Source organism: Delftia sp. WSY_10 (assembly GCF_043104705.1).
Lineage (GTDB): Bacteria > Pseudomonadota > Gammaproteobacteria > Burkholderiales > Burkholderiaceae_C > Comamonas > Comamonas tsuruhatensis.
The window spans coordinates 626,588-645,101 of the sequence record NZ_JBICKY010000056.1 but is presented as its reverse complement, the minus strand read 5'-3'; the positions used below and the strand labels follow the sequence as shown (position 1 = coordinate 645,101).

General features: G+C 68.3%; 16 protein-coding genes. 4 read left to right on the top strand and 12 right to left on the bottom strand.

Translation table 11 applies throughout. The features are described 5' to 3' along the window. Positions 1-20: 20 nt before the first annotated feature. The 4 genes from ACF8ML_RS25575 to ACF8ML_RS25560 all read right to left on the bottom strand — a co-directional run bounded on the left by ACF8ML_RS25575 (position 21) and on the right by ACF8ML_RS25560 (position 4,175). On the bottom strand, positions 21-1,373 hold the full coding sequence (locus ACF8ML_RS25575) for an MFS transporter (protein WP_016451801.1): 1,353 nt from the start codon (positions 1,371-1,373) through the stop codon (positions 21-23). Between the two features lie 254 nt (positions 1,374-1,627). Then, complete coding sequence (locus ACF8ML_RS25570; protein WP_016446419.1) at positions 1,628-2,101, bottom strand: MarR family winged helix-turn-helix transcriptional regulator; 474 nt, start codon at positions 2,099-2,101, stop codon at positions 1,628-1,630. A 96-nt stretch (positions 2,102-2,197) separates the two neighbouring features. After that, positions 2,198-3,289 carry a Rieske 2Fe-2S domain-containing protein gene (locus ACF8ML_RS25565; protein ID WP_392408322.1) on the bottom strand — a complete coding sequence of 364 codons (1,092 nt, stop codon included), beginning with the start codon at positions 3,287-3,289 and terminating at the stop codon, positions 2,198-2,200. A 127-nt stretch (positions 3,290-3,416) separates the two neighbouring features. Continuing rightward, on the bottom strand, positions 3,417-4,175 hold the full coding sequence (locus ACF8ML_RS25560; protein WP_016451803.1) for a GntR family transcriptional regulator: 759 nt from the start codon (positions 4,173-4,175) through the stop codon (positions 3,417-3,419). A gap of 230 nt (positions 4,176-4,405) precedes the next feature. On the opposite strand from ACF8ML_RS25560, the gene ACF8ML_RS25555 reads away from it, so the two are divergent. Further along, on the top strand, positions 4,406-6,298 hold the full coding sequence (locus ACF8ML_RS25555) for an alpha/beta hydrolase family protein (protein WP_392408350.1): 1,893 nt from the start codon (positions 4,406-4,408) through the stop codon (positions 6,296-6,298). Positions 6,299-6,326: 28 nt separating this feature from the next. On the opposite strand, the gene ACF8ML_RS25550 is transcribed toward ACF8ML_RS25555, so the two are convergent. After that, positions 6,327-8,153 carry an ABC transporter ATP-binding protein/permease gene (locus tag ACF8ML_RS25550; RefSeq protein ID WP_312840008.1) on the bottom strand — a complete coding sequence of 609 codons (1,827 nt, stop codon included), beginning with the start codon at positions 8,151-8,153 and terminating at the stop codon, positions 6,327-6,329. Between the two features lie 41 nt (positions 8,154-8,194). Between ACF8ML_RS25550 and ACF8ML_RS25545 the strand changes: the two genes are divergently transcribed. Then, complete coding sequence (locus ACF8ML_RS25545) at positions 8,195-8,671, top strand: acyl-CoA thioesterase (protein ID WP_012203278.1); 477 nt, start codon at positions 8,195-8,197, stop codon at positions 8,669-8,671. Between the two features lie 71 nt (positions 8,672-8,742). Here the strand turns inward: ACF8ML_RS25545 and ACF8ML_RS25540 are convergent, their stop codons facing one another. Further along, the gene (locus ACF8ML_RS25540; protein ID WP_016446423.1) at positions 8,743-9,408 is read right to left on the bottom strand and encodes a polymer-forming cytoskeletal protein; all 666 of its coding nucleotides are present in this window, start codon (positions 9,406-9,408) and stop codon (positions 8,743-8,745) included. A 218-nt stretch (positions 9,409-9,626) separates the two neighbouring features. Between ACF8ML_RS25540 and ACF8ML_RS25535 the strand changes: the two genes are divergently transcribed. Together ACF8ML_RS25535 and ACF8ML_RS25530 are read left to right on the top strand one after the other, a co-directional pair. Beyond that, a complete protein-coding gene (locus tag ACF8ML_RS25535) occupies positions 9,627-10,094 on the top strand; it encodes a MarR family winged helix-turn-helix transcriptional regulator (RefSeq protein ID WP_013804191.1) in 468 nt (155 codons plus the stop codon). Then, positions 10,091-11,470, top strand: a complete 1,380-nt coding sequence (locus tag ACF8ML_RS25530; RefSeq protein ID WP_392408321.1) for an MATE family efflux transporter — start codon at positions 10,091-10,093, stop codon at positions 11,468-11,470. The genes ACF8ML_RS25535 and ACF8ML_RS25530 overlap by 4 nt, the downstream gene beginning before the upstream one ends. A 40-nt stretch (positions 11,471-11,510) precedes the next feature. On the opposite strand, the gene ACF8ML_RS25525 is transcribed toward ACF8ML_RS25530, so the two are convergent. The 6 genes from ACF8ML_RS25525 to ACF8ML_RS25500 form a co-directional block, all read right to left on the bottom strand. Continuing rightward, the gene (locus tag ACF8ML_RS25525; RefSeq protein WP_034365063.1) at positions 11,511-12,002 is read right to left on the bottom strand and encodes a thioesterase family protein; all 492 of its coding nucleotides are present in this window, start codon (positions 12,000-12,002) and stop codon (positions 11,511-11,513) included. Then, on the bottom strand, positions 11,996-12,790 hold the full coding sequence (locus ACF8ML_RS25520; RefSeq protein ID WP_013804194.1) for an enoyl-CoA hydratase: 795 nt from the start codon (positions 12,788-12,790) through the stop codon (positions 11,996-11,998). Before ACF8ML_RS25520 ends, ACF8ML_RS25525 begins: the two co-directional genes overlap by 7 nt. A gap of 16 nt (positions 12,791-12,806) precedes the next feature. After that, positions 12,807-13,637, bottom strand: coding sequence for an acyl-CoA thioesterase II (locus ACF8ML_RS25515; RefSeq protein ID WP_034365068.1), 831 nt, complete (start codon positions 13,635-13,637; stop codon positions 12,807-12,809). A 37-nt stretch (positions 13,638-13,674) separates the two neighbouring features. Continuing rightward, positions 13,675-14,577 carry an alpha/beta fold hydrolase gene (locus ACF8ML_RS25510; RefSeq protein ID WP_061287124.1) on the bottom strand — a complete coding sequence of 301 codons (903 nt, stop codon included), beginning with the start codon at positions 14,575-14,577 and terminating at the stop codon, positions 13,675-13,677. A gap of 176 nt (positions 14,578-14,753) precedes the next feature. Continuing rightward, positions 14,754-15,950 carry an acetyl-CoA C-acyltransferase gene (locus ACF8ML_RS25505; protein ID WP_061287125.1) on the bottom strand — a complete coding sequence of 399 codons (1,197 nt, stop codon included), beginning with the start codon at positions 15,948-15,950 and terminating at the stop codon, positions 14,754-14,756. A gap of 139 nt (positions 15,951-16,089) precedes the next feature. Next, positions 16,090-18,492 (bottom strand): 3-hydroxyacyl-CoA dehydrogenase/enoyl-CoA hydratase family protein, encoded by a 2,403-nt coding sequence (locus ACF8ML_RS25500; RefSeq protein WP_392408320.1) that lies wholly within the window; start codon positions 18,490-18,492, stop codon positions 16,090-16,092. Between the last annotated feature and the right edge of the window lie 22 nt (positions 18,493-18,514).

Sequence of the window (18,514 nt, the reverse complement as noted above, 5' to 3'; positions counted from 1 at the left end):
TTCTTGTCTGCAAGTCGCGCTCAATGCGCCGACAGCGTGCGGCCCGTGGCTGCGGGCCTGCCGGCTTCGGGCCCCTGCAGCCGGTGCAGCGACACGATGCAGGCCGCGAACACGAAGGCCAGGCCATAGCCCACATAGAGCTGGCTGGGCGACCACGCGGCGTCCAGCAGCGAGCCCGCGACCATGGGCGAGACGATGGCGCCGATGCGCCCTATGCCTATGCCCCAGCCCACGCCGGTCACGCGCACCTCGCCGCCATAGACCATGGGCGCGATGGCATAGAGCCCGGCCACGCAGCCGTTGACGAAGACGCCGATCAGAAAAGCCAGCGCATACGACAGCAGCAGCGAACCCGGATTGCTCACGATGAAGCACAGCAGCACGGCCGTGGCCAGCATGAAGCCGGCCAGCGCGCGGTGCACGGGATAGCGCGCCGCCAGCAGGCCCAGCAAGGTGGCGCCCAGGATGCCGCCCAGGCTCAGCAGCACGCCGCCGGTCACGCCCTGCTCGGGCGTGAGGCCCGAGGCGGCCAGCAGCTTGGGCGTCCAGCTCATCACGAAGTAAAAGCCGAACATCACCGCGAAGAACGACAGCCAGACCAGCAGCGTGGGCCGGCGCAGGCCCGGTGCGAACAGCTGCAGCGGGCCCCGCCGCGCCGGCCCCGCCGATGCGGGCGCGGCAGGCGGCAGCGCAGCCAATGCGGGCAGGCCCAGCCGCCCGACCAGGGCGTTGAGCCGCTGCAGCGCGCCGGCCGGGCGCCGCGCCAGCAGGAAGTCCATGGATTCGGGCAGTCGCCACCAGGCCAGGACCAGCACGCCCAGCGTCACGCAGCCGCCGAACAGGAAGACCGCGCGCCAGTCATGGCGCCCCAGCAGCCACACCGCGATGGAGCCGCCAATGCTGGCGCCCAGCGCATAGCCCGTGGACTGCAGCGTGACGGCCAGGCTGCGCCAGCGCTGCGAGGCGTATTCGCTGGCGATCACGTTGCTGCAGGCCAGGATGCCGCCCACGCCCAGGCCCGTGAGCACGCGCAGCGCCGCCAGCTGCGTGGCGCTCTGGCTGAAGGCCGAGCCCAGCATGCCCACGCCCGAGAGCGCCAGGCAGGCCAGGATCAGCGGCCGGCGGCCCAGCCGGTCGGCCCAGGGCGCGATCAGCAGCGATCCGCCCGCCATGCCGAACAGGCCTGCACTGAGCAGAAAGCCCAGCTGGGCGCCGCTGAGCTGCCAGTGCGCCGACACGGCCGAGGCCGTGAACGCCATGACCAGGACGTCGAAGCCGTCGATCATGTTGAGCACCATGCACAGGGCTATGACCGACCACTGGAAGCGCGTCATGGGCCGCTGGTCGACGCTTGCACGCAGGTCGGCGCTCATGGCCGCAGCTCCCGCAAAGGGCAATTGGACGATGCGGCGGCGCAAGGCCGCTGCAGCCATGGGACAGGGGTAGAGGCAGTCATCGTGGGTCTCCTTGGGTTGAAGCTCTGTGGAAGCTTTCTTGTGTTCTCAGCACATCATTACGTATGCTGAATGTGATTCAGTTTACTGAATGAAAATCGGCGCCAGATACCGGGATTTCCCCGATCAGGCGGGGCCGCGCAGTCTCGGACGCGGAGGCGGCCGGGCCGCTGTCAGTCGGATGAGGAAGCGTCGAGGGCGTCGCGTGCGTCGTGCAACTGCACGAACTTGCGCAGCAGGCGCTTGAACTCGGCCTGCTCCTCGGGCTCCAGCGCGGCCAGCATGCGGTTGTGCAGTTCGTGCACATTCGGCACGAAGCCGCCCAGCATGGCCTCGCCCTCGGCCGTGAGCGTCAGGCGCCGCTGGCGCCGGGGCAGGATCTCGCGCAGCACCCAGCCCTTGGCCTCCAGTCGCGCCGCGATGTCGGCCGTGGTGGAGTTGTCCAGCGCCACCAGCCGCGCCAGCGTCACCTGGTCGATACCCGGCTTTTCCTGCAGCATGCGCAGGATGGCGTACTGCACCGGCGTCACGTCCGGCCCCAGCACGTCGCGGAACAGCTGCGCCGCGATCTGCTGCGCGCGCCGGATCAGGTGGCCCGGCTGGTCGTAGAGGTCGATGGAAAGCGGATCGGAGGCGGAGTGGACCATCGGTGGCGGCAGGCCTTGCGGCCCTGGGGTTGAAGCCCGCCGAGATTACCCCATCCCCGGCGCCGATCCTGGATGCGCGCCGGGCCATGGCCGGCCTCAGGCCACCACGGCGGCAGGCTGGGCCGCTGCTGCGGCCACCGCCGCCGCCTGCTGTTCCTGCGCAATCCATTTGTCGATGACCTTGCGCGACTGCACGCCGCCCGCATCGATGTTGAGCTTGAGCAGCTTGCGGTCGGGGTGGGCACTGAGGTTGCGCTGCTGCAGCTCCAGCATCTGCAGGTCTTCGCTGAAGATCTTGTGCTGGCCCTCGCGTATGCGGTCGGTGACTTCGGCATCGCCCGGATTGAAGCGGCGCGCCATGCCCCAGAAGTACCACATGGACTCCTCGGTCTCCGGCGTGATGAAGTCCACCACCATGCTGTAGACCTTGTGCTCGTCGGGCGCGTCGTAGCCGCCGTGGCCTGCGTGGGCCACGCCGACCTCGATCAGCACATGGCTGGGCGGGGTGAAGCGGCAGACCTGCCAGCGGTCCACGGGCACATCGTCGGCCAGGCCGTTGCTGCGCAACGCCATCTTCCAGAACGGGGGCGCGGGAATGTCGTTCATGAAGCGGCTGGTGACCACCTCGACATCGGCGCCCTCGCCGCGCGTCTCGGTCTTGCAGGGCGTCTCGTCGATCTCGGCCTGGCCGATGGAGCTGGCGTGCACATAGGTCTCGTGCGTCAGGTCCATGAGGTTGTCGATCATCAGCCGGTAGTCGGCCTGGATGTGGAACATGCCGCCGCCATAGGCCCATTCGGGGTTGTCGTGCCAGGGCAGCTTCGGGATGAGCGCGGCATCGGCCAGCGCCTTGTCGCCGGGCCAGACCCAGATGAAGCCATGGCGCTCCTCGACGGGATAGCTGCGGATCTCGGGGAAGCCGCGCACGCGCTGGCCCGGCATGGCAATGGTCTTGCCGTCGCAGCCCATCTCCAGCCCGTGGTAGCCGCAGACCAGCTTGCCCTCGCAGACAAAGCCCAGCGACAGGGGCGCGCCGCGGTGCGGGCAGAAATCCTCTACGGCGGCAATGCCGTGCTGCGCGCGATAGAAGGCGATGCGCTCGCCGCAGATGCGCCGGCCCAGCGGCTTGTCCTGGATCTCGTCGGACGTGGCGGCCACGTACCAGGTGTTCTTGGGGAATGTGCTCATGGGGGGTCTCCTTTATGGGTGGGGTCCGCAGTCCTTGGCGCTGCGGTGGCTGGGGCGCAGGCGGCCGAGGCCGCCGGCGCACATCAAGGGCAGATCAAGCGCAGATCAAGCGCGGATCAGACTCGAATCAGGCTCGGATCAACTGCACGCCAGGAACCGCATGGCTGCCGGGCTCGCTCACGGCTTCGCGCAGGTTGCGGCGCGCGATGCGCGAGTGCTCCTTCATCAGCGCCTCGGCCCGCGCGCCTTCGCGTGCGGCAATGGCGTCCAGCACCTGGCGGTGCTGATCCTGGGCCACCATCAGGCTGTGGCGCGCACGCGGGGATTCGGCCCGCGCCAGCACAAAGCCCGAAGGCGAGGCGAAGGGCATGCGCACCACGCGCTCCAGCTCGCGCTGCATGACGCTGCTGCCGGCCATGGAATGCAGCAGGTCGTGGAATTCGGAGTTCAGCGCCACATAGCGCGAGAAGGCCTCATCGCCCCAGTCGGGCGTCTCCAACACGCGGTCGATGGCATCCAGGCAGCGGCCGGCCTGCGCCAGCAGCGGCTCGGCCACGCCGCGCTCGGCCGCCCAGCGCGCGGCCAGGCCTTCCAGCGTGCCGCGCAGTTCGATGGCATCGGCCACATCGGCCTCGGAGAACAGCCGCACGCGGTAGCCGCGCCCGCCGGCCATGGCTTCGAGCAGGCCTTCCTGCTCCAGCCGCATCAGCGCGGCGCGCACCGGCGTGCGCGAGATGCCCAGGCGCTGCACCACGGTCAGCTCGGCAATGCGCTCGCCTGCGGGCAACTCGCCCGCAAGAATCATCTCGCGCAGTTGCAGCTGGGCCTTGATGACCTGGGAGTGGCTTTCCGCTTCGGAGGCGGCGGGGGCAAGCTGGGGGCTCATGGGGCTTTGTCTGGATGGAATGGCGTGAATGTATACATCCAAGGCGATTCATGGTGCATTTTTCCGCAAAAACACGGGAAAACACCAATCAAATGTATACAACCAATCCCATCAAAGACAGTGTCCCGCCTGTTTGTATACAGCGCCATGGCATCATGGCCGGCTCCCTTTTTCCCCTGCCGCTGCAACCCAGGAGGTCACCCTTGCCGACGTTTTCCCGACACCCCGCCATGGCCGCCCACATCCTCAACCTGGCACGGGATGCCAGCGCCGATGCGCAGGCTCCGCAGGCCTATCCGATCAAGGACTTCTTCCGCAATCCGGAGCGCGGCTTCTTCCGCCTGGCCGATGACGGAAGCATGCTGGGCTTCATGCAGCCCGTCAGCGTGGACGGCCATCCGGCGCGCATGAACATCCATGTGCAGGCGCTGGAGGGCAGCACCCCTGTGGGCGAGCCGCGCCGCATCACGGCCGAGACCGAGCGCGACATCAGCAACTTCTTCTGGAAGGGCCCGGATGTAGTGCTCTACCAGAAGGACTTCGGCGGCGACGAGAACTTCCATGTGCTGGCAGTCAACGCGCGCAGCGGCGAAGCCACCGACCTGACGCCCTGGGAAGGCGTGCGCGCCAGCATCGAGGACGACCTGGAAGACGACCCCGACCATGTGCTGATCAGCCACAACCGGCGCGATGCCGAGGTCTTCGACGTGTACCGCGTGAACGTGCACACGGGGGCGGCGCAACTGGTGGCGCAGAACCCCGGCAACATCGTCGGCTGGCAGACCGACCACGCAGGCCGCGTGCGGGCCGCCGTGGCCAGCGACGGCCTGAACAGCGCCCTGCTCTACCGCGACGACGAGGCCGGCGAGTTCCAGCCCCTGATCACCACCGATTACCGCACCAGCGTCAGCCCGGCCTTCTTCACCTTCGACGACCAAAAGCTCTACGCCCTGTCCAACCGGGGCCGCGACAAGCTGGCCCTGGTGGTCATCGACCCGGCCCGGCCCGACGAGGAAGAGGAAATCTTCGTGCCCGAGGAAGTCGATCTGGGCGCGGCGGCCTATTCGCGCAAGCGCCGCGTGCTGACCCTGGCCGCCTACCAGACCGACAAGCCGCAGTACCGTTTCTTCGATGCCGAGACCGAAGCCCTCTACGGCCGGCTGGCTGCGCAGCTGCCCGGCTACGACTTCGCCATCCAGGGCGCCAACCGCGCCGAGGACAAGTTCATCGTCGCCGCCTTCAACGACCGCACGCCGGGCGCGCGCTACATCTACGACGCGGCCGCCGACGCGCTGACCAAGCTGGCCGACATCAACCCGGCCATCCCCGAGTCCGCCATGTCGCGCGTGCAGCCCGTCAGCTACACCAGCCGCGACGGCCTGACCATCCACGGCTACCTGACCCTGCCGGCCGGCCGCGAGCCCAGGAACCTGGCCTGCATCATCAACCCGCACGGCGGCCCCTGGGCCCGCGACGGCTGGGGCTACAACCCCGAGGTGCAGTTCCTGGCCAACCGGGGCTTTTGCGTGCTGCAGGTGAATTTCCGCGGCTCCACGGGCTATGGCCGCGCGTTCTGGGAAGCGGGATTCGGCCAGTGGGGCCTGAAGATGCAGGACGACATCACCGACGGCGTGAACTGGCTGATCGCCCAGGGCATTGCCGACCCTGCGCGCATCGGCATCTACGGCGGCAGCTATGGCGGCTATGCCACGCTGGCCGGCGTGGCCTTCACGCCCGACCTGTATGCGGCGGCCGTGGACTATGTGGGCGTGTCCAACCTGTTCACCTTCATGAAGACCATTCCGCCCTACTGGAAGCCGCTGCTGGACCAGATGCACGCCATGGTGGGTGATCCCGAGCGCGACAGGGAGCGCCTGGCCGCCACCTCGCCGGCCCTGCATGTGGACCGCATCAAGGCGCCGCTGTTCATCGCCCAGGGCGCGCGCGATCCGCGCGTGAACAAGGACGAGAGCGACCAGGTGGTGAAGGCGCTGCGCGAGCGCGGCGTCGAGGTGCAGTACATGGTCAAGGACAACGAGGGCCACGGCTTTCACAACGACGAGAACAAGTTCGAGTTCTACGAGGCCATGGAGCAGTTCCTGGTCACGCACCTCAAGCCCTGAAGCCGTCCAGGCACCCGGCCGCCCCGCGCTACAGCACGGCGGGCTCCCCGCTTTGCTGCAGCGCCCACATGTCCGCATAGCGCCCGCCCGCCGCGACCAGCTGGGCGTGGGTGCCGCGCTCGACGATGCGGCCCGCCTCCATGACCAGGATCTCGTGCGCATCGACCACGGTGGACAGGCGGTGGGCAATCACCAGCGCCGTCTTGTTGCGCGCGGCGCTTTGCAGCTCGGCCTGGATGGCGCGCTCGTTGGCCGAGTCCAGCGCCGACGTCGCCTCGTCGAAGATCAGGATGGGCGGGTCCTTGAGCAGGGTGCGCGCAATCGCCACCCGCTGCTTTTCGCCGCCCGACAGCTTCAGGCCGCGTTCGCCCACGCGCGTGGCATAGCCCTGGGGCGTGGCCTCGATGAAGTCGTGGATGCGCGCGGCGCGCGCGGCCGCCACCACCTGCTCGCGGCTGGCGCCAGGGCGGCCGTAGGCGATGTTGTATTCCACCGTGTCGTTGAACAGCACCGTGTCCTGCGGCACGATGCCCACGGCGCCGCGCACGCTGTCCTGGGTCAGCTCGCGCAGGTCGTGCCCGGCGATGCGCACATGGCCGGACTGCACGTCGTAGAAGCGGAAGATCAGCCGCGCCAGCGTGCTCTTGCCCGAGCCCGAAGGGCCGACCACGGCCACGGTCTTGCCGGCGGGAATGGTGAAGCTCACGTCCTTGAGGATGGGCCGCTCGGGGTCATAGGCGAAGTCCACATGCTCGAAGCGCAGCTCGGGCGGTGCGCCATGGGTCTGCAGCGGCTGGGCGCCGGGCGCGTCGGCCACCTCGCGTTCCTTGTCCATGAGGGTGAACATGCGCTCCAGGTCGGTCAGGCTCTGCTTGATCTCGCGGTAGATCACGCCCAGAAAGCCCAGTGGAATGTAGAGCTGGATCATGAAGGCATTGACCATGACCAGGTCGCCCAGCGACAGGCGGCCATCCACCACGCCCTGCGTGGCCCGCCAGAGGATGGCGACCAGGGCCGTGGCGATGATCAGCTGCTGCCCGCAGTTGAGCAGGCTCAGCGTGCTCTGGCTCTTGAGGCGCACGCGGCGCAGCGCCTCCAGGTTCTCGTCGTAGCGCCGCGCCTCGAAGCCCTCGTTGCCGAAGTACTTGACGGTCTCGTAGTTCAGCAGCGAGTCGATGGCCTTGGTGTGCGCCGCCGACTCCTGGGCATTGGCCTCGCGCCGAAAGCGCGTGCGCCACTCGGTCACCGTGACGGTGAACGTGATGTAGAACACCAGCGCCGCCAGCGTGATGACCGCGAACCAGATGTCGAAGCGCAGCGCCAGGATACCCAGCACCAGCGCCATCTCGATGAAGGTGGGCAGGATGCTGTAGAGCGAATACGAGATCAGCGACTCGGTGCTGCGCACGCCGCGCTCGATGTCGCGCGTCATGCCGCCGGTCTGGCGCTCCAGGTGAAAGCGCAGGCTCAGCGCATGCAGGTGCTCGAAGGTGGACAGCGCAATCGCCCGCGAGGCGCCCTGCGTGGCCTTGGCAAAGACCAGGTCGCGCAGCTCGGTGAACAGCGAGCTGGAAAAGCGCAGCAGCCCGTAGGCCAGCAACAGGGCCACGGGCACGACGAGCACCGCGCGGGCATCGCCGGCCTTCAGATCCAGCGCATCGACCAGGTGCTTGAGCAGCACCGGCACGCCCACGTTGGCGAGCTTGGCCCCGATCATGAAGCCCAGCGCCGCCAGCACGCGCCACTTGTATTGCCACAGGTAGGGCAGCAGGCGCCGCAGCGCGTTCCAGTCCCGCGACGGTGCCGGGGTTGGGACCAAGGGTAAATCCGTAGGGGAAGCGCTCTCGCGTCGCATGAAAGACAATTCTCGGTTGTTATATTGACCCGATTGTGCCCATGCCACCCCGCCCAGACCTCCCGCCCCATCCCTTGCCCGCAGACAAGGAGCTGGTTCTCAAGGTCATTCCCATGCCTGCCGATGTCAATGCCAATGGCGACATCTTCGGAGGCTGGGTGATGGCGCAGGTCGACCTGGCAGGTTCGGTGCTGCCCTCGCGCCTGGGCCAGAGCCGCATGGTCACCGTGGCCGTGAACGAGTTCATCTTCAAGCAGCCCGTGCGCGTGGGCGACATCCTGTCGTTCTACTCCAGCGTGCAGCGCGTGGGCCGCACCTCGGTCACGGTCGATGTCGAGGTCTATGCCGAGCGCTTTGCCGACCAGGGCCGCTTCGTCAAGGTGACCGAAGCCCTGCTGACCTACGTGGCCATCGATGGCCAGGGCAAGCCCCAGTCGCTGCCGGACAACGACCAGGTGCGTTCCTGGCGCGCAGCGGCCGAGCGCAATGCAGAACGCAAGCAGCAGCAGGCCGGCTGAACCCGCCCATCTGCAGCCATGAAAAAAGCGACCTTTGCAGGTCGCTTTTTCATTTCCGGCGCAAGGGTGGCTCAGGCCAGCGAGGGCGTGACGCGCGGCTGCAGCGAGGCGGCCGCGCTGGCCGCGGCCAGCGCAGCGGAGCTGCTGGCGGCGCTGTCGCTGGAGGCTGCCGACGAGGAAGACAGGCTGGAGGCGCTGGATGCCACAGCCGAACCCGACGAGGACGAGCGCGGCGAGGAGCCGGCCTCGATCTGGCCCGTGAGCTCGCCGCCCTCTTCGATCACCACCTTGCCGTAGCGGATCTTGCCGCTGACCTTGCCCGTGCCGTAGATGACCAGCTTCTCGCGCACGGTCAGCGTGCCGTCGAACACGCCATGGATCTCGGCGATGTCGATTTCGGCCGTGCCGTGGAAGGCACCCTGCTCGGCGATCTGGATCACGCGCGAGTCCATGGTGGCTTCCACCGTGCCTTCGACGACCAGCGTGTCGCAGTCGGTGATCTCCACGCCCTTGAGCTTGATATTGGGGCCTACGGTGAGCTTGCTGCCCTGGGAGTCCTGCGCCACGGCCGATGCCTGGCGCTGGGCGGTCGACGGACTTGTCACGCTGGAGCTGGGCGTGACGGCACCGGAGGGGCTGCCGCCCGTACCGGTGGCGCCTATGCCGCTGCCCAGGGTGTTGCGGGAGGTGAAAGCATCGTTGTCGCGCTTGCCAAAGAACGGGTTCTGAACAGCCATGGGTGGGTCTCCTTCGGAAAAATCCGATGCTACGCACACGAACTGGCAACAAATGCCGGCATCTCGCAAGAAAAGTAACCAGATGGTTCTCCCGTTTCATGTGCTTGCAAGCCTTTCTCGATCACACACCGCGCATGCGCAGGTCGCGCAGCGGACATGCGCAAATCAATAGGTGCACCTACACTCATTTCCATTCCAGGCCACCTGCCCAACGCCCCATGACCTCCTCCACCTCAAGCGCCGCCAGTCCGGTCTGCACCTGCTTCATGGTGCGCAGCCTGTCGCGCAAGATCTCCCAGCTCTATGACGACACGCTGGCGCCAAGCGGCCTGCGCGGCACGCAGTTCAGCCTGCTGGTGCAGGCGCGCAATGCGCCCGACGGCCCGCCCACGGTCTCGGCCCTGGCTGAGCAGTTGCACACCGACCGCACGACGATGACGCGCAACCTGCGTACGCTGCAGCAGGCCGGCTTCATCGACCTGGTTCCTGGCGCGGATGCGCGCAGCCGCTGCGTGGTGGTCACGCCCGAAGGCCGCGCCCGCATCCGCGAGGCTGCCGCCCTGTGGCGCCAGGCCCAGCAGCGCGTGCGCGAGCTGTGCGGCAGCGAGCAGATCGGCGCGCTGGAAAGCCTGGTGCTGGGCATGCTGCCCGTGCTGGAAACCGCCACGCAGGAGAGCGCGGAATGAGCGCCGCCCTGTCCTCCGCAGCCCCTGGCGCTGCGGCCAGCGGGTCCGCGCATCCGTTGGTCAGCGGCCCCATCGCTTCCACCCTGGTGCGCCTGGCCGTGCCCAACATGGTGGCGCTGAGCATGTCGGTGCTGGTCGCCGTGGCCGAGACCTACTACGTAGGGCAGCTGGGAACCGTATCGCTGGCGGCCATGGCCCTGGTGTTTCCGCTGGCCATGCTCACGCAGATGATGAGCAACGGTGCCATGGGCAGCGGCGTGTCCTCGGCCATCAGCCGCGCGCTGGGCGCGGGCGACGGCGCGCGTGCCTCGGCACTGGCCCTGCACGCCATCGTCATCGGCACCATCGCAGGCCTGCTGTACTCGCTCATCTTCGTGCTGTGCGGCGCCACCTTCTACGGCTGGCTGGGCGGGCGCGGCGAGGTGCTGGCAGCGGCCACGGGCTTCGGCGCCGTGCTGTTCAGCGGCGCCATCCTGGTGTGGCTGTGCAATACGCTGGCCTCGGTGGTGCGGGGCACGGGCAATATGCGCATGCCGTCGGCCGTGATCTTTGCGGCCTCGCTGGTGCAGATCGCCGTCGGCGGCACGCTGGGGCTGGGCCTGGGACCCATGCCGCGCTGGGGCATGCCGGGCGTGGCCGTGGGCAACATCGTGGCCATGGCACTGGCCGTCGCAGTTTTCCTGGCCTATCTGCAATGGGGCCAGCAGCGCCTGCAACTGGACTGGCGCAGGCCCCGCCTGGCCTGGCCCATGTTTCGCGACATCCTGCGCGTGGGCGCCCTCGCCTGCCTGTCTCCCGTGCAAACGGCGCTGGCCGCGCTGCTGCTGACAGGCATGGTCGCCCGCCTGGGCCCGCTGGCACTGGCCGGCTACGGCATTGGCCAGCGGCTGGAGTTCCTGCTGATCCCCATGGCCTTCGGCGTCGGCATGGCCGCCGTGCCCATGGTGGGCATGGCCATGGGCGCCGGCCAGGTGGCGCGCGCGCGCCGCGTGGCCTGGTCGGGCGGCGCCATGGCAGCGGCCCTGCTGGGCGTGCTGGGGCTGGTGGTCATGGTCTGGCCGCAGCTGTGGTCGGGCATTTTCACCGGCGACCCGGCCGTGCGCGCCTACGCCGACCTCTACCTGCGCACCGTGGGCCCGGCCTTCGGGCTGTTCGGCCTGGGACTGGTGCTGTACTTCGCCTCCCTGGGAGCAGGCCGCGTCTGGGCGCCCGTGCTGGCCGGCACCGTGCGCCTGCTGATCGTGGTGGTGGGCGGCGGCTGGCTCATGTCCAGCGGCCTGGGCAGCGCCCAGTCGCTGTTCATCCTCGTGGCCGTGGCCATGGCCGCCTATGGCGCAGGCACGGCCTGGGCCGTGTGGCGCGCGCACTGGGGGTGAAGAAACGCAAAAAGAAGGCCCGCAGTCAGCGGGCCATGCTTCAAGAAACGATGTACGCCGCCGTCCCCGTGGACAGCAAGCTGCCATCGGCCCCCAGGAATTCCATGCGCGTGTTGGCCACGCGCGAGCCCAGCCGCAGCACCTCGGCGCGCAGGATAAATTCGCTGCCTATGCCGGGGCGCAGGTAGTCCACGCGCAGGTCGATGGTGCCCAGGCGCGAGAAGCGGTGCAGGCGCTGCAGCGGCGCGTCGTCCATGTGCTTGGCACCGATGGCGGCCATGACGGCCAGGCCGCCCATGGAGTCCAGGCCGGCGCTGATCACGCCGCCGTGGATGCGCTGGTAGGCCGCGTGGCCTATGAGCTCGGGCCGCATGGTGATGCGGCCTTCAACCCGCTCGGGCAGCACTTCGGTGATGCGCAGGCCCAGCACCTGGTTGAAGGCGATCTGGCGCTCGAACACCTCGCGCAGCCCGGCGATGAACTCGGGCTCGAACTGCACGGGCACCTCAGAGGCCTTCGTGGATTTCAGCACTGGCTGAAGTCCGGCTTGCGCTTCTCCATGAACGCGGTGAACGCCTCCTTGGCAGCAGGCCCGCCCATCAGCTTGCCGAAGCTCGCGCCCTCCTCGGCCATGCGCTCGCGCACCAGGCCGGACTGGCCGGCCTTCATGAGGCGCTTGGTCTCGATCAGGGCCGACAGCGGCTTGGCCGCCAGCTTCCTGGCCTGGGCCTGGGCCAGCGCATTGCATTCGCTGGGCGGCACGACGCGGTTGACCAGGCCCACTTCCAGGGCGGCTTCGGCCAGGAAGGGCTCGCCCAGCAGCAGGGCCTCGGCCGCGCGGTGGTAGCCGAGCATCTGGGGCAGCAGCAGGCTGGAGGCCGCTTCGGGGCACAGGCCCAGGTTCACGAAGGGCAGCGAGAAGGCCGCGTTGTCGCCCGCATAGACCAGGTCGCAGTGCAGCAGCAAGGTGGTGCCGATGCCCACGGCCGGGCCGCAGACGGCGGCGATCACGGGCTTGGGAAAGGCGGCGATGTTGTGCAGGAAGCGCCAGACGGGGCGCTGCTCGCCCTCCGGCCTGGCGGCGCCGCCGGCCGACTGCTTGAGGAAGTCGGCAATGTCGTTGCCCGCGCTGAAGATGGCCATGTCGCCCTGGAAGACCACGCAGCGCACGGCGGCGTCTTCGCCGGCCTGGGCCAGCGCATCGGCCATGCTGGCGTACATGGCCTCGGTGATGGAGTTCTTCTTGTCGGCGCGGTTGAAGGTGATGGTGCAGACACCGGCTTCGGTGTGCACGAGGATGTCCTGGGTGGTTTCGCTCATGATGGTCTTGCCTTGCTTATTCCTTGAAATACACGATCTGGTGGCTGCTCGCCAGCATCACGCCGGCCTCGCTCCACAGCTGGGCGCTCTGGTCGAAGAAGCCGTTGCGAAATTCCTGGCCGCGCGCCTGGGCCAGCAGGTGGCCCGTGCCTGCGGCGGCCAGTTCCTCGCGCCCCGCATGGAAGTAGACGGTGATGGACACCGTGCCCGCCGGGGTGCGCTGTGCGCGGCGCAGCCACACGCGCGGGAAGAATACGTCAGCCAGGCCGGCCAGCGCGCAAAAATCCAGTGCGCGCGGCGGCTCGTCGCGCACCCACAGGCGAGTGAGGCTGTCGGTCTCGCGGCCATCCCAGGTCTGGGGAATGATGCCGTCGAGAAAGCGCATGTCGTAGCGGTTGAGCCATTCCACGCCGCCCAGCGGCGGCACGCGCGGCACGGCGGCGGGCGACGGCACCTCGGGCATGGCCAGGTCGGTGCCGCCCCAGGTGCTGCGCCGCACGGCCGTGACGGCCGTGGCCGTGGTGACGACCTGGGCATCGCCATCCTGGTCGGGCTGGGTGATGGTCAGCAGCCAGTGCTGGGTGGAGCGGTTGGTGCGAACGGGGCGGGCCTCGATGTCGAAGCGCCCCGCGCCCAGCGCGGCCGCGTAGTTGACGGTGATGGACAGCGGATCGCCCAGGCACAGCGGATGCTGCTGGATGGCCTGCACCAGCGCGGCGGCGGTGATGCCGCCGTACGGGCCCACCATGTTCCAGTAGTCCTGCGTGGTCTGGCCCTGGTAGTGGCCCACGGCGCCGGTGGGCGTGAGCGCCACGGCCTGGTCGAGAGGATGGATGTCTGTGCTCATGGCAAACGAGTGTGATGGCAAGCGGCGCCCGCGTCCGTCAAGCCGGCGACTCTGCGGGTGAGGGAAAGCGCGGGTGGGCCGCGGCGGCCGGCGCCTTGGTCCAGCCCGAGAACACGTCCACGGCCCGGCCCCAGAGCGCGTCGCGCATATCGGCGCGGAAGAAACCGAAATGCCCTATGCGCCGCAACTGCAGGGCCTTGGGTTCGATGCGCTCGATGCGGCTGGGGGCATTGGCGTAGAGCGCGAACAGGTGCTCGGTGCCGCGCCAGGTCATGAGTTCGTCGTCGCTCATGGACAGCGCCATCACCGGAAAGCGCACGGCGGCGTAGCTGCGCGCGGCGGCCTCGCCCTCGGCACCCACGCTGTAGCGCGGATTCAGGCACCAGCGGCGCCACTGCAGCATGACGCCTGCCGGCAGGTCGCCCACCTTGCGCAGGCGCCGGCCCGGAAAGTAGCCGCACAGGCGCGTGGCCACGGGCACCAGCACATGCCAGAAATAGGGAACCATGCGCTTGAGGCGGGGCGCATTGTCGCGCCAGTAGCCGCTGCCGGCCGCAATGCTCAAAAGGCCGTCCACCAGCTGCGGGGAGCGCAGCAGGCCCGGCAGCTGGGCGCCCAGGCTGTGGCCGATCAGGAACAGCGGCTGGTCCGGCAGCTGCGCCTTGGCATGGGCGATCACCGCCTCGTAGTCGCGCGCCCAGTCGCACAGGTCGGCACGCACCTGGCGCAAAGAGCCTTGCAGGGAATCGCCATGGCCCCGGTAGTCAAAGCTGGTCACCCGATAGCCCTGGCCCGCAAGCCAGGTGGCAAAGGCCTCGTAGAAGGCCTGGCGCACCCCCATGGCCCCGCCGATGACCACGCTGGCGCGCGGCGGGGCAGCGGGCGTGTAGACGCGCAGCGCCAGCGTGGCGCCATCGCTGCTGAGTTGGTGTTGTTCCATGGCTGTCTCCTGGTCGGTGCCGCAATGTGCTGACACCAAGTCAAAAACCGGCGCGGCCCCACGCCAGGGACACCAAGGAAGGGCCGCCCCGCACCGAGGGTGTCGTCCCCCTCCCTCGCGCAGCGAGTAGAGAGGCGCCGTGCAACGGGGGAAGCGGCAAAGCCGCTCAGGGGGTGCTACATCCTCTCGAAGATGCCGGCGGCGCCCTGGCCCATTCCGACGCACATCGTCACCATGCCGTAGCGCAATTGCTTGCGGCGCAGCGCATGCACCACGGTGGCCGAGCGGATGGCGCCTGTGGCACCCAGCGGGTGGCCCAGGGCGATGGCGCCGCCCATGGGATTGACCTTGGCGGGGTCCAGCCCCAGCGTGTTGACCACGGCCAGCGACTGGGCGGCAAAGGCTTCGTTGAGCTCGAACCAGTCGATGTCGTCCTGCTTGAGGCCCGCATAGCGCAGCGCGGCCGGGATGGCTTCGATGGGGCCGATGCCCATGATGGCCGGCGGCACGCCCTTGCTGGCATAGCTCACGAAGCGCGCCAGCGGCGTGAGGCCGAAGCGCTGCACGGCGGCGCCGCTGGCCAGGATCAGCGCGCCTGCGCCATCGCTGGTCTGCGAGCTGTTGCCGGCCGTCACCGAGCCGCGCGCCGCGAACACGGTGCGCAGCTTGCCCAGGCCTTCCAGGCTGGTGTCGGGGCGTGCGCCCTCGTCCAGCTCCACGGTGCGCGTGCGCACCACGGGTTCGCCCTTGGCCAGGTCCAGGCTCCGGTCAGTGACCTCGATGGGCGTGATCTCGTCCTTGAACTCGCCGGCCTGCTGCGCGGCCAGGGCACGGCGGTGCGACTCCAGCGCAAAGGCGTCCTGCGCATCGCGCGAGACCTTCCACTGCTGGGCCACCTTCTCGGCCGTCAGGCCCATGCCATAGGCAATGCCCACGTCGCCATCGCGCTCGAAGATGGACGGCGACAGCGAGGGCGCGTTGCCCATCATGGGCACCATGCTCATGCTCTCGACGCCGGCCGCGATCATCACGTCGGCCTCGCCCACGCGGATGCGGTCCGCCGCCATGGCCACGGCCGACAGGCCCGAGGCGCAGAAGCGGTTCACGGTGATGCCACCCACGCTGGTGGGCAGCCCCGCCAGCACAGCGCTGATGCGCGCCACGTTCAGGCCCTGCTGGGCCTCGGGGATGGCGCAGCCGCAGATGATGTCCTCGATGGCAGCCGGGTCCAGCCCCGGCACCTGGGCCAGCGCGGCCTTCAGCGTGGTCGCCAGCAGGTCGTCGGGACGGTAGTTGCGGAAAAAGCCCTTGTGCGACTTGCCGATGGGCGTGCGCGTGGCGGCGACGATGTAGGCGTCTTGGATTTGTTTCATGGAGATTGCTCCTAGATCTCAGTTATTCGCGGCCCGCAACGCAGGCATGTCCCAAGTCAGGGACAGCAAGCAAGGGCCGCCCCGCCGCGAGGCTGTCGTCCCCCTGGGGGAAGGCGCGAAGCGACTCAGGGGGGACATATCAATTCCGGACGGGCTTGCCCGTATTGAGCATTCCGAGAATGCGTTCATGCGTCTTGGGATGGCCGATCAGGTGGCAGAACGCCTTGCGTTCGAGCTTCATCAGATAGGCCTCGTCCACCAGGGTGCCCGCATCCACGTCGCCGCCGCAGACCACGTTGGCGATCAGGCTGGCCACATGCTGGTCGAACTCGCTGATGAAGCCGCCGTCACGCATGTTGACCAGCGAGCCCTTGATGGTGGCCACGCCGCTGCGTCCCGCCACGGGGAAGCTGCGCGGCAGCGGCGCACGCCAGCCGCCTGCGGCCATGGACTTGGCCTCGTTGATGGCGACGAAGAGCAGCTCGTCCTTGTGCGGCACGATGAGGTCGCTGTCCAGCAGGTAGCCCAGCTTGCGCGACTCGATGGCACTGGTGCCCACCTTGGCCATGGCCGCGGCCGTGAAGCCTTCGGTCAGGAAGGGCAGCAGGTCCTTGCCCGTGCTGGTGGCGGCGTTCTCTGCCGCGCGGCGCGCGATGTAGGTCAGGCCGCCCGCGCCGGGCACCAGGCCCACGCCGACTTCCACCAGGCCGATGTAGCTTTCCATATGCGCCACGCGGCGTGCGCTGTACACGGCCAGCTCGCAGCCGCCGCCCAGCGCCATGCCATGGATGGCCGCAACCACGGGCACCTGGGCGTAGCGGATGCGCAGCATCAGGTTTTGCAGCTCCTGCTCCACGCTTTCGATGGCGTCGGCGCCGCCGATCACGAAGGCCGGCATGGTGGCTTCCAGGTCGGCGCCCACGCTGAACGGCGCATCGCCCGACCAGATGACCATGCCCTGGAAGTCGGTCTCGGCCACGTCCACGGCCTCCATCAGCGCTTCCATGACTTCGGGGCTGATGGCGTGCATCTTGTTCTTGATGCTGGCGATCAGGATCTGGCCGTCCAGCGTCCAGGTGCGCAGCGCCTTGGATTCGGCGATCGTGGTACCTGCCGTCTTCCAGTCGGGCAGGCTGTCTTCGCCCAGCAGCTTCTCGGGGAAGATCTGGCGCTCGTAGACGGGCAGCACGCGGCGGGGCACGAACTGGCCCTTGGCAGGGCTCCACGAGCCCTGCGCCGTGTGCACGCCGCCGGCCTCGGCCACCGGGCCTTCGAAGACCCACTTGGGCAGAGGTGCCTTGCTCAATGCCTTGCCGGCATCGATGTCCTCCTGGACCATCTTCGCCACTTCCAGCCAGCCGGCTTCCTGCCACAGCTCGAACGAGCCCTGCTTCATGCCGAAGCCCCAGCGCATGGCCTGGTCCACGTCGCGTGCGGACTCCGCAATGCTCTCCAGGTGGATGGCCGCGTAGTGGAAGCTGTTGCGCAGGATGGCCCACAGGAAGCGGCCCTGCGCCCCCTCGGCATTGCGCAGCAGCTTCAGGCGCTCGGCTGCGGGCTTCTTGAGCATGCGGCCATAGACCTCGTCGGCCTTGCCGCCTGCGGGCACATAGTCCTCGCTGTCCAGCTCGAACTGCAGGATATCGCGGCCGACCTTCTTGTAGAAGCCCTTCTTCGCCTTCTGGCCCAGGTTGCCCAGCTCGATCAGCTTGGCCAGCACGGGCGGCGTGCCGAAGCTGCCGTAGAAGGGATCGGTCTCGGCGCTGAGGTTGTCCTGCAGCGTCTTGATCACATGGGCCATGGTGTCCAGGCCCACCACGTCGGCCGTGCGGAAGGTACCGCTGGATGCGCGGCCCAGCTTCTTGCCGGTGAGGTCATCGACCACGTCGAAGGTCAGGCCGAAGTTCTCGACCTCCTTCATGGTGGCCAGCATGCCGGCGATGCCGATGCGGTTGGCGATGAAGTTGGGCGTGTCCTTGGCGCGCACCACGCCCTTGCCCAGGCCGCTGGTGACGAAGGCTTCGAGCTGGTCCAGCACCACGGGCTGCGTGGTCGGCGTGGCGATCAGCTCCACCAGCGGCATGTAGCGCGGCGGGTTGAAGAAGTGGATGCCGCAAAAGCGCGGCTTGATCGCGTCGGGCAGCGCCTCGGACAGCTTGGTGATGGACAGGCCCGAGGTGTTGGACGCCACGATGGCGTGCTTGGCCACATGGGGCGCGATCTTGGTGTACAGATCGAGCTTCCAGTCCATGCGCTCGGCAATGGCCTCGATGATCAGGTCGCAGCCCTTGAGCAGCTTGAGGTGCTCCTCGTAGTTGGCGGGCTGGATCAGGTCCGCGTCCTCGGCCACGCCGATGGGCGAAGGCTTGAGCTTCTTGAGGTTGGCGATGGCGCGCTCGGCGATGCCGCTTTTCGGGCCTTCCTTGGCAGGCAGGTCGAACAGCACCACGGGCACCTTGACATTGACCAGATGGGCCGCGATCTGCGCTCCCATCACGCCAGCGCCGAGCACGGCGACTTTCTTCACATTGAATCGGGACATGGATGTTCCACAAGTGGGAGGA

What these genes read in the sequence shown, in the direction of transcription:
- ACF8ML_RS25575 (WP_016451801.1), bottom strand. Translation starts at nt 1,373, where the DNA reads ATGAGCGCCGACCTGCGTGCAAGCGTCGACCAGCGGCCCATGACGCGC.
- ACF8ML_RS25570 (WP_016446419.1), bottom strand. Translation starts at nt 2,101, where the DNA reads ATGGTCCACTCCGCCTCCGATCCGCTTTCCATCGACCTCTACGACCAG.
- ACF8ML_RS25565 (WP_392408322.1), bottom strand. Translation starts at nt 3,289, where the DNA reads ATGAGCACATTCCCCAAGAACACCTGGTACGTGGCCGCCACGTCCGAC.
- ACF8ML_RS25560 (WP_016451803.1), bottom strand. Translation starts at nt 4,175, where the DNA reads ATGAGCCCCCAGCTTGCCCCCGCCGCCTCCGAAGCGGAAAGCCACTCC.
- ACF8ML_RS25555 (WP_392408350.1), top strand. Translation starts at nt 4,406, where the DNA reads ATGGCCGCCCACATCCTCAACCTGGCACGGGATGCCAGCGCCGATGCG.
- ACF8ML_RS25550 (WP_312840008.1), bottom strand. Translation starts at nt 8,153, where the DNA reads ATGCGACGCGAGAGCGCTTCCCCTACGGATTTACCCTTGGTCCCAACC.
- ACF8ML_RS25545 (WP_012203278.1), top strand. Translation starts at nt 8,195, where the DNA reads ATGCCACCCCGCCCAGACCTCCCGCCCCATCCCTTGCCCGCAGACAAG.
- ACF8ML_RS25540 (WP_016446423.1), bottom strand. Translation starts at nt 9,408, where the DNA reads ATGGCTGTTCAGAACCCGTTCTTTGGCAAGCGCGACAACGATGCTTTC.
- ACF8ML_RS25535 (WP_013804191.1), top strand. Translation starts at nt 9,627, where the DNA reads ATGACCTCCTCCACCTCAAGCGCCGCCAGTCCGGTCTGCACCTGCTTC.
- ACF8ML_RS25530 (WP_392408321.1), top strand. Translation starts at nt 10,091, where the DNA reads ATGAGCGCCGCCCTGTCCTCCGCAGCCCCTGGCGCTGCGGCCAGCGGG.
- ACF8ML_RS25520 (WP_013804194.1), bottom strand. Translation starts at nt 12,790, where the DNA reads ATGAGCGAAACCACCCAGGACATCCTCGTGCACACCGAAGCCGGTGTC.
- ACF8ML_RS25515 (WP_034365068.1), bottom strand. Translation starts at nt 13,637, where the DNA reads ATGAGCACAGACATCCATCCTCTCGACCAGGCCGTGGCGCTCACGCCC.
- ACF8ML_RS25510 (WP_061287124.1), bottom strand. Translation starts at nt 14,577, where the DNA reads ATGGAACAACACCAACTCAGCAGCGATGGCGCCACGCTGGCGCTGCGC.
- ACF8ML_RS25505 (WP_061287125.1), bottom strand. Translation starts at nt 15,950, where the DNA reads ATGAAACAAATCCAAGACGCCTACATCGTCGCCGCCACGCGCACGCCC.
- ACF8ML_RS25500 (WP_392408320.1), bottom strand. Translation starts at nt 18,492, where the DNA reads ATGTCCCGATTCAATGTGAAGAAAGTCGCCGTGCTCGGCGCTGGCGTG.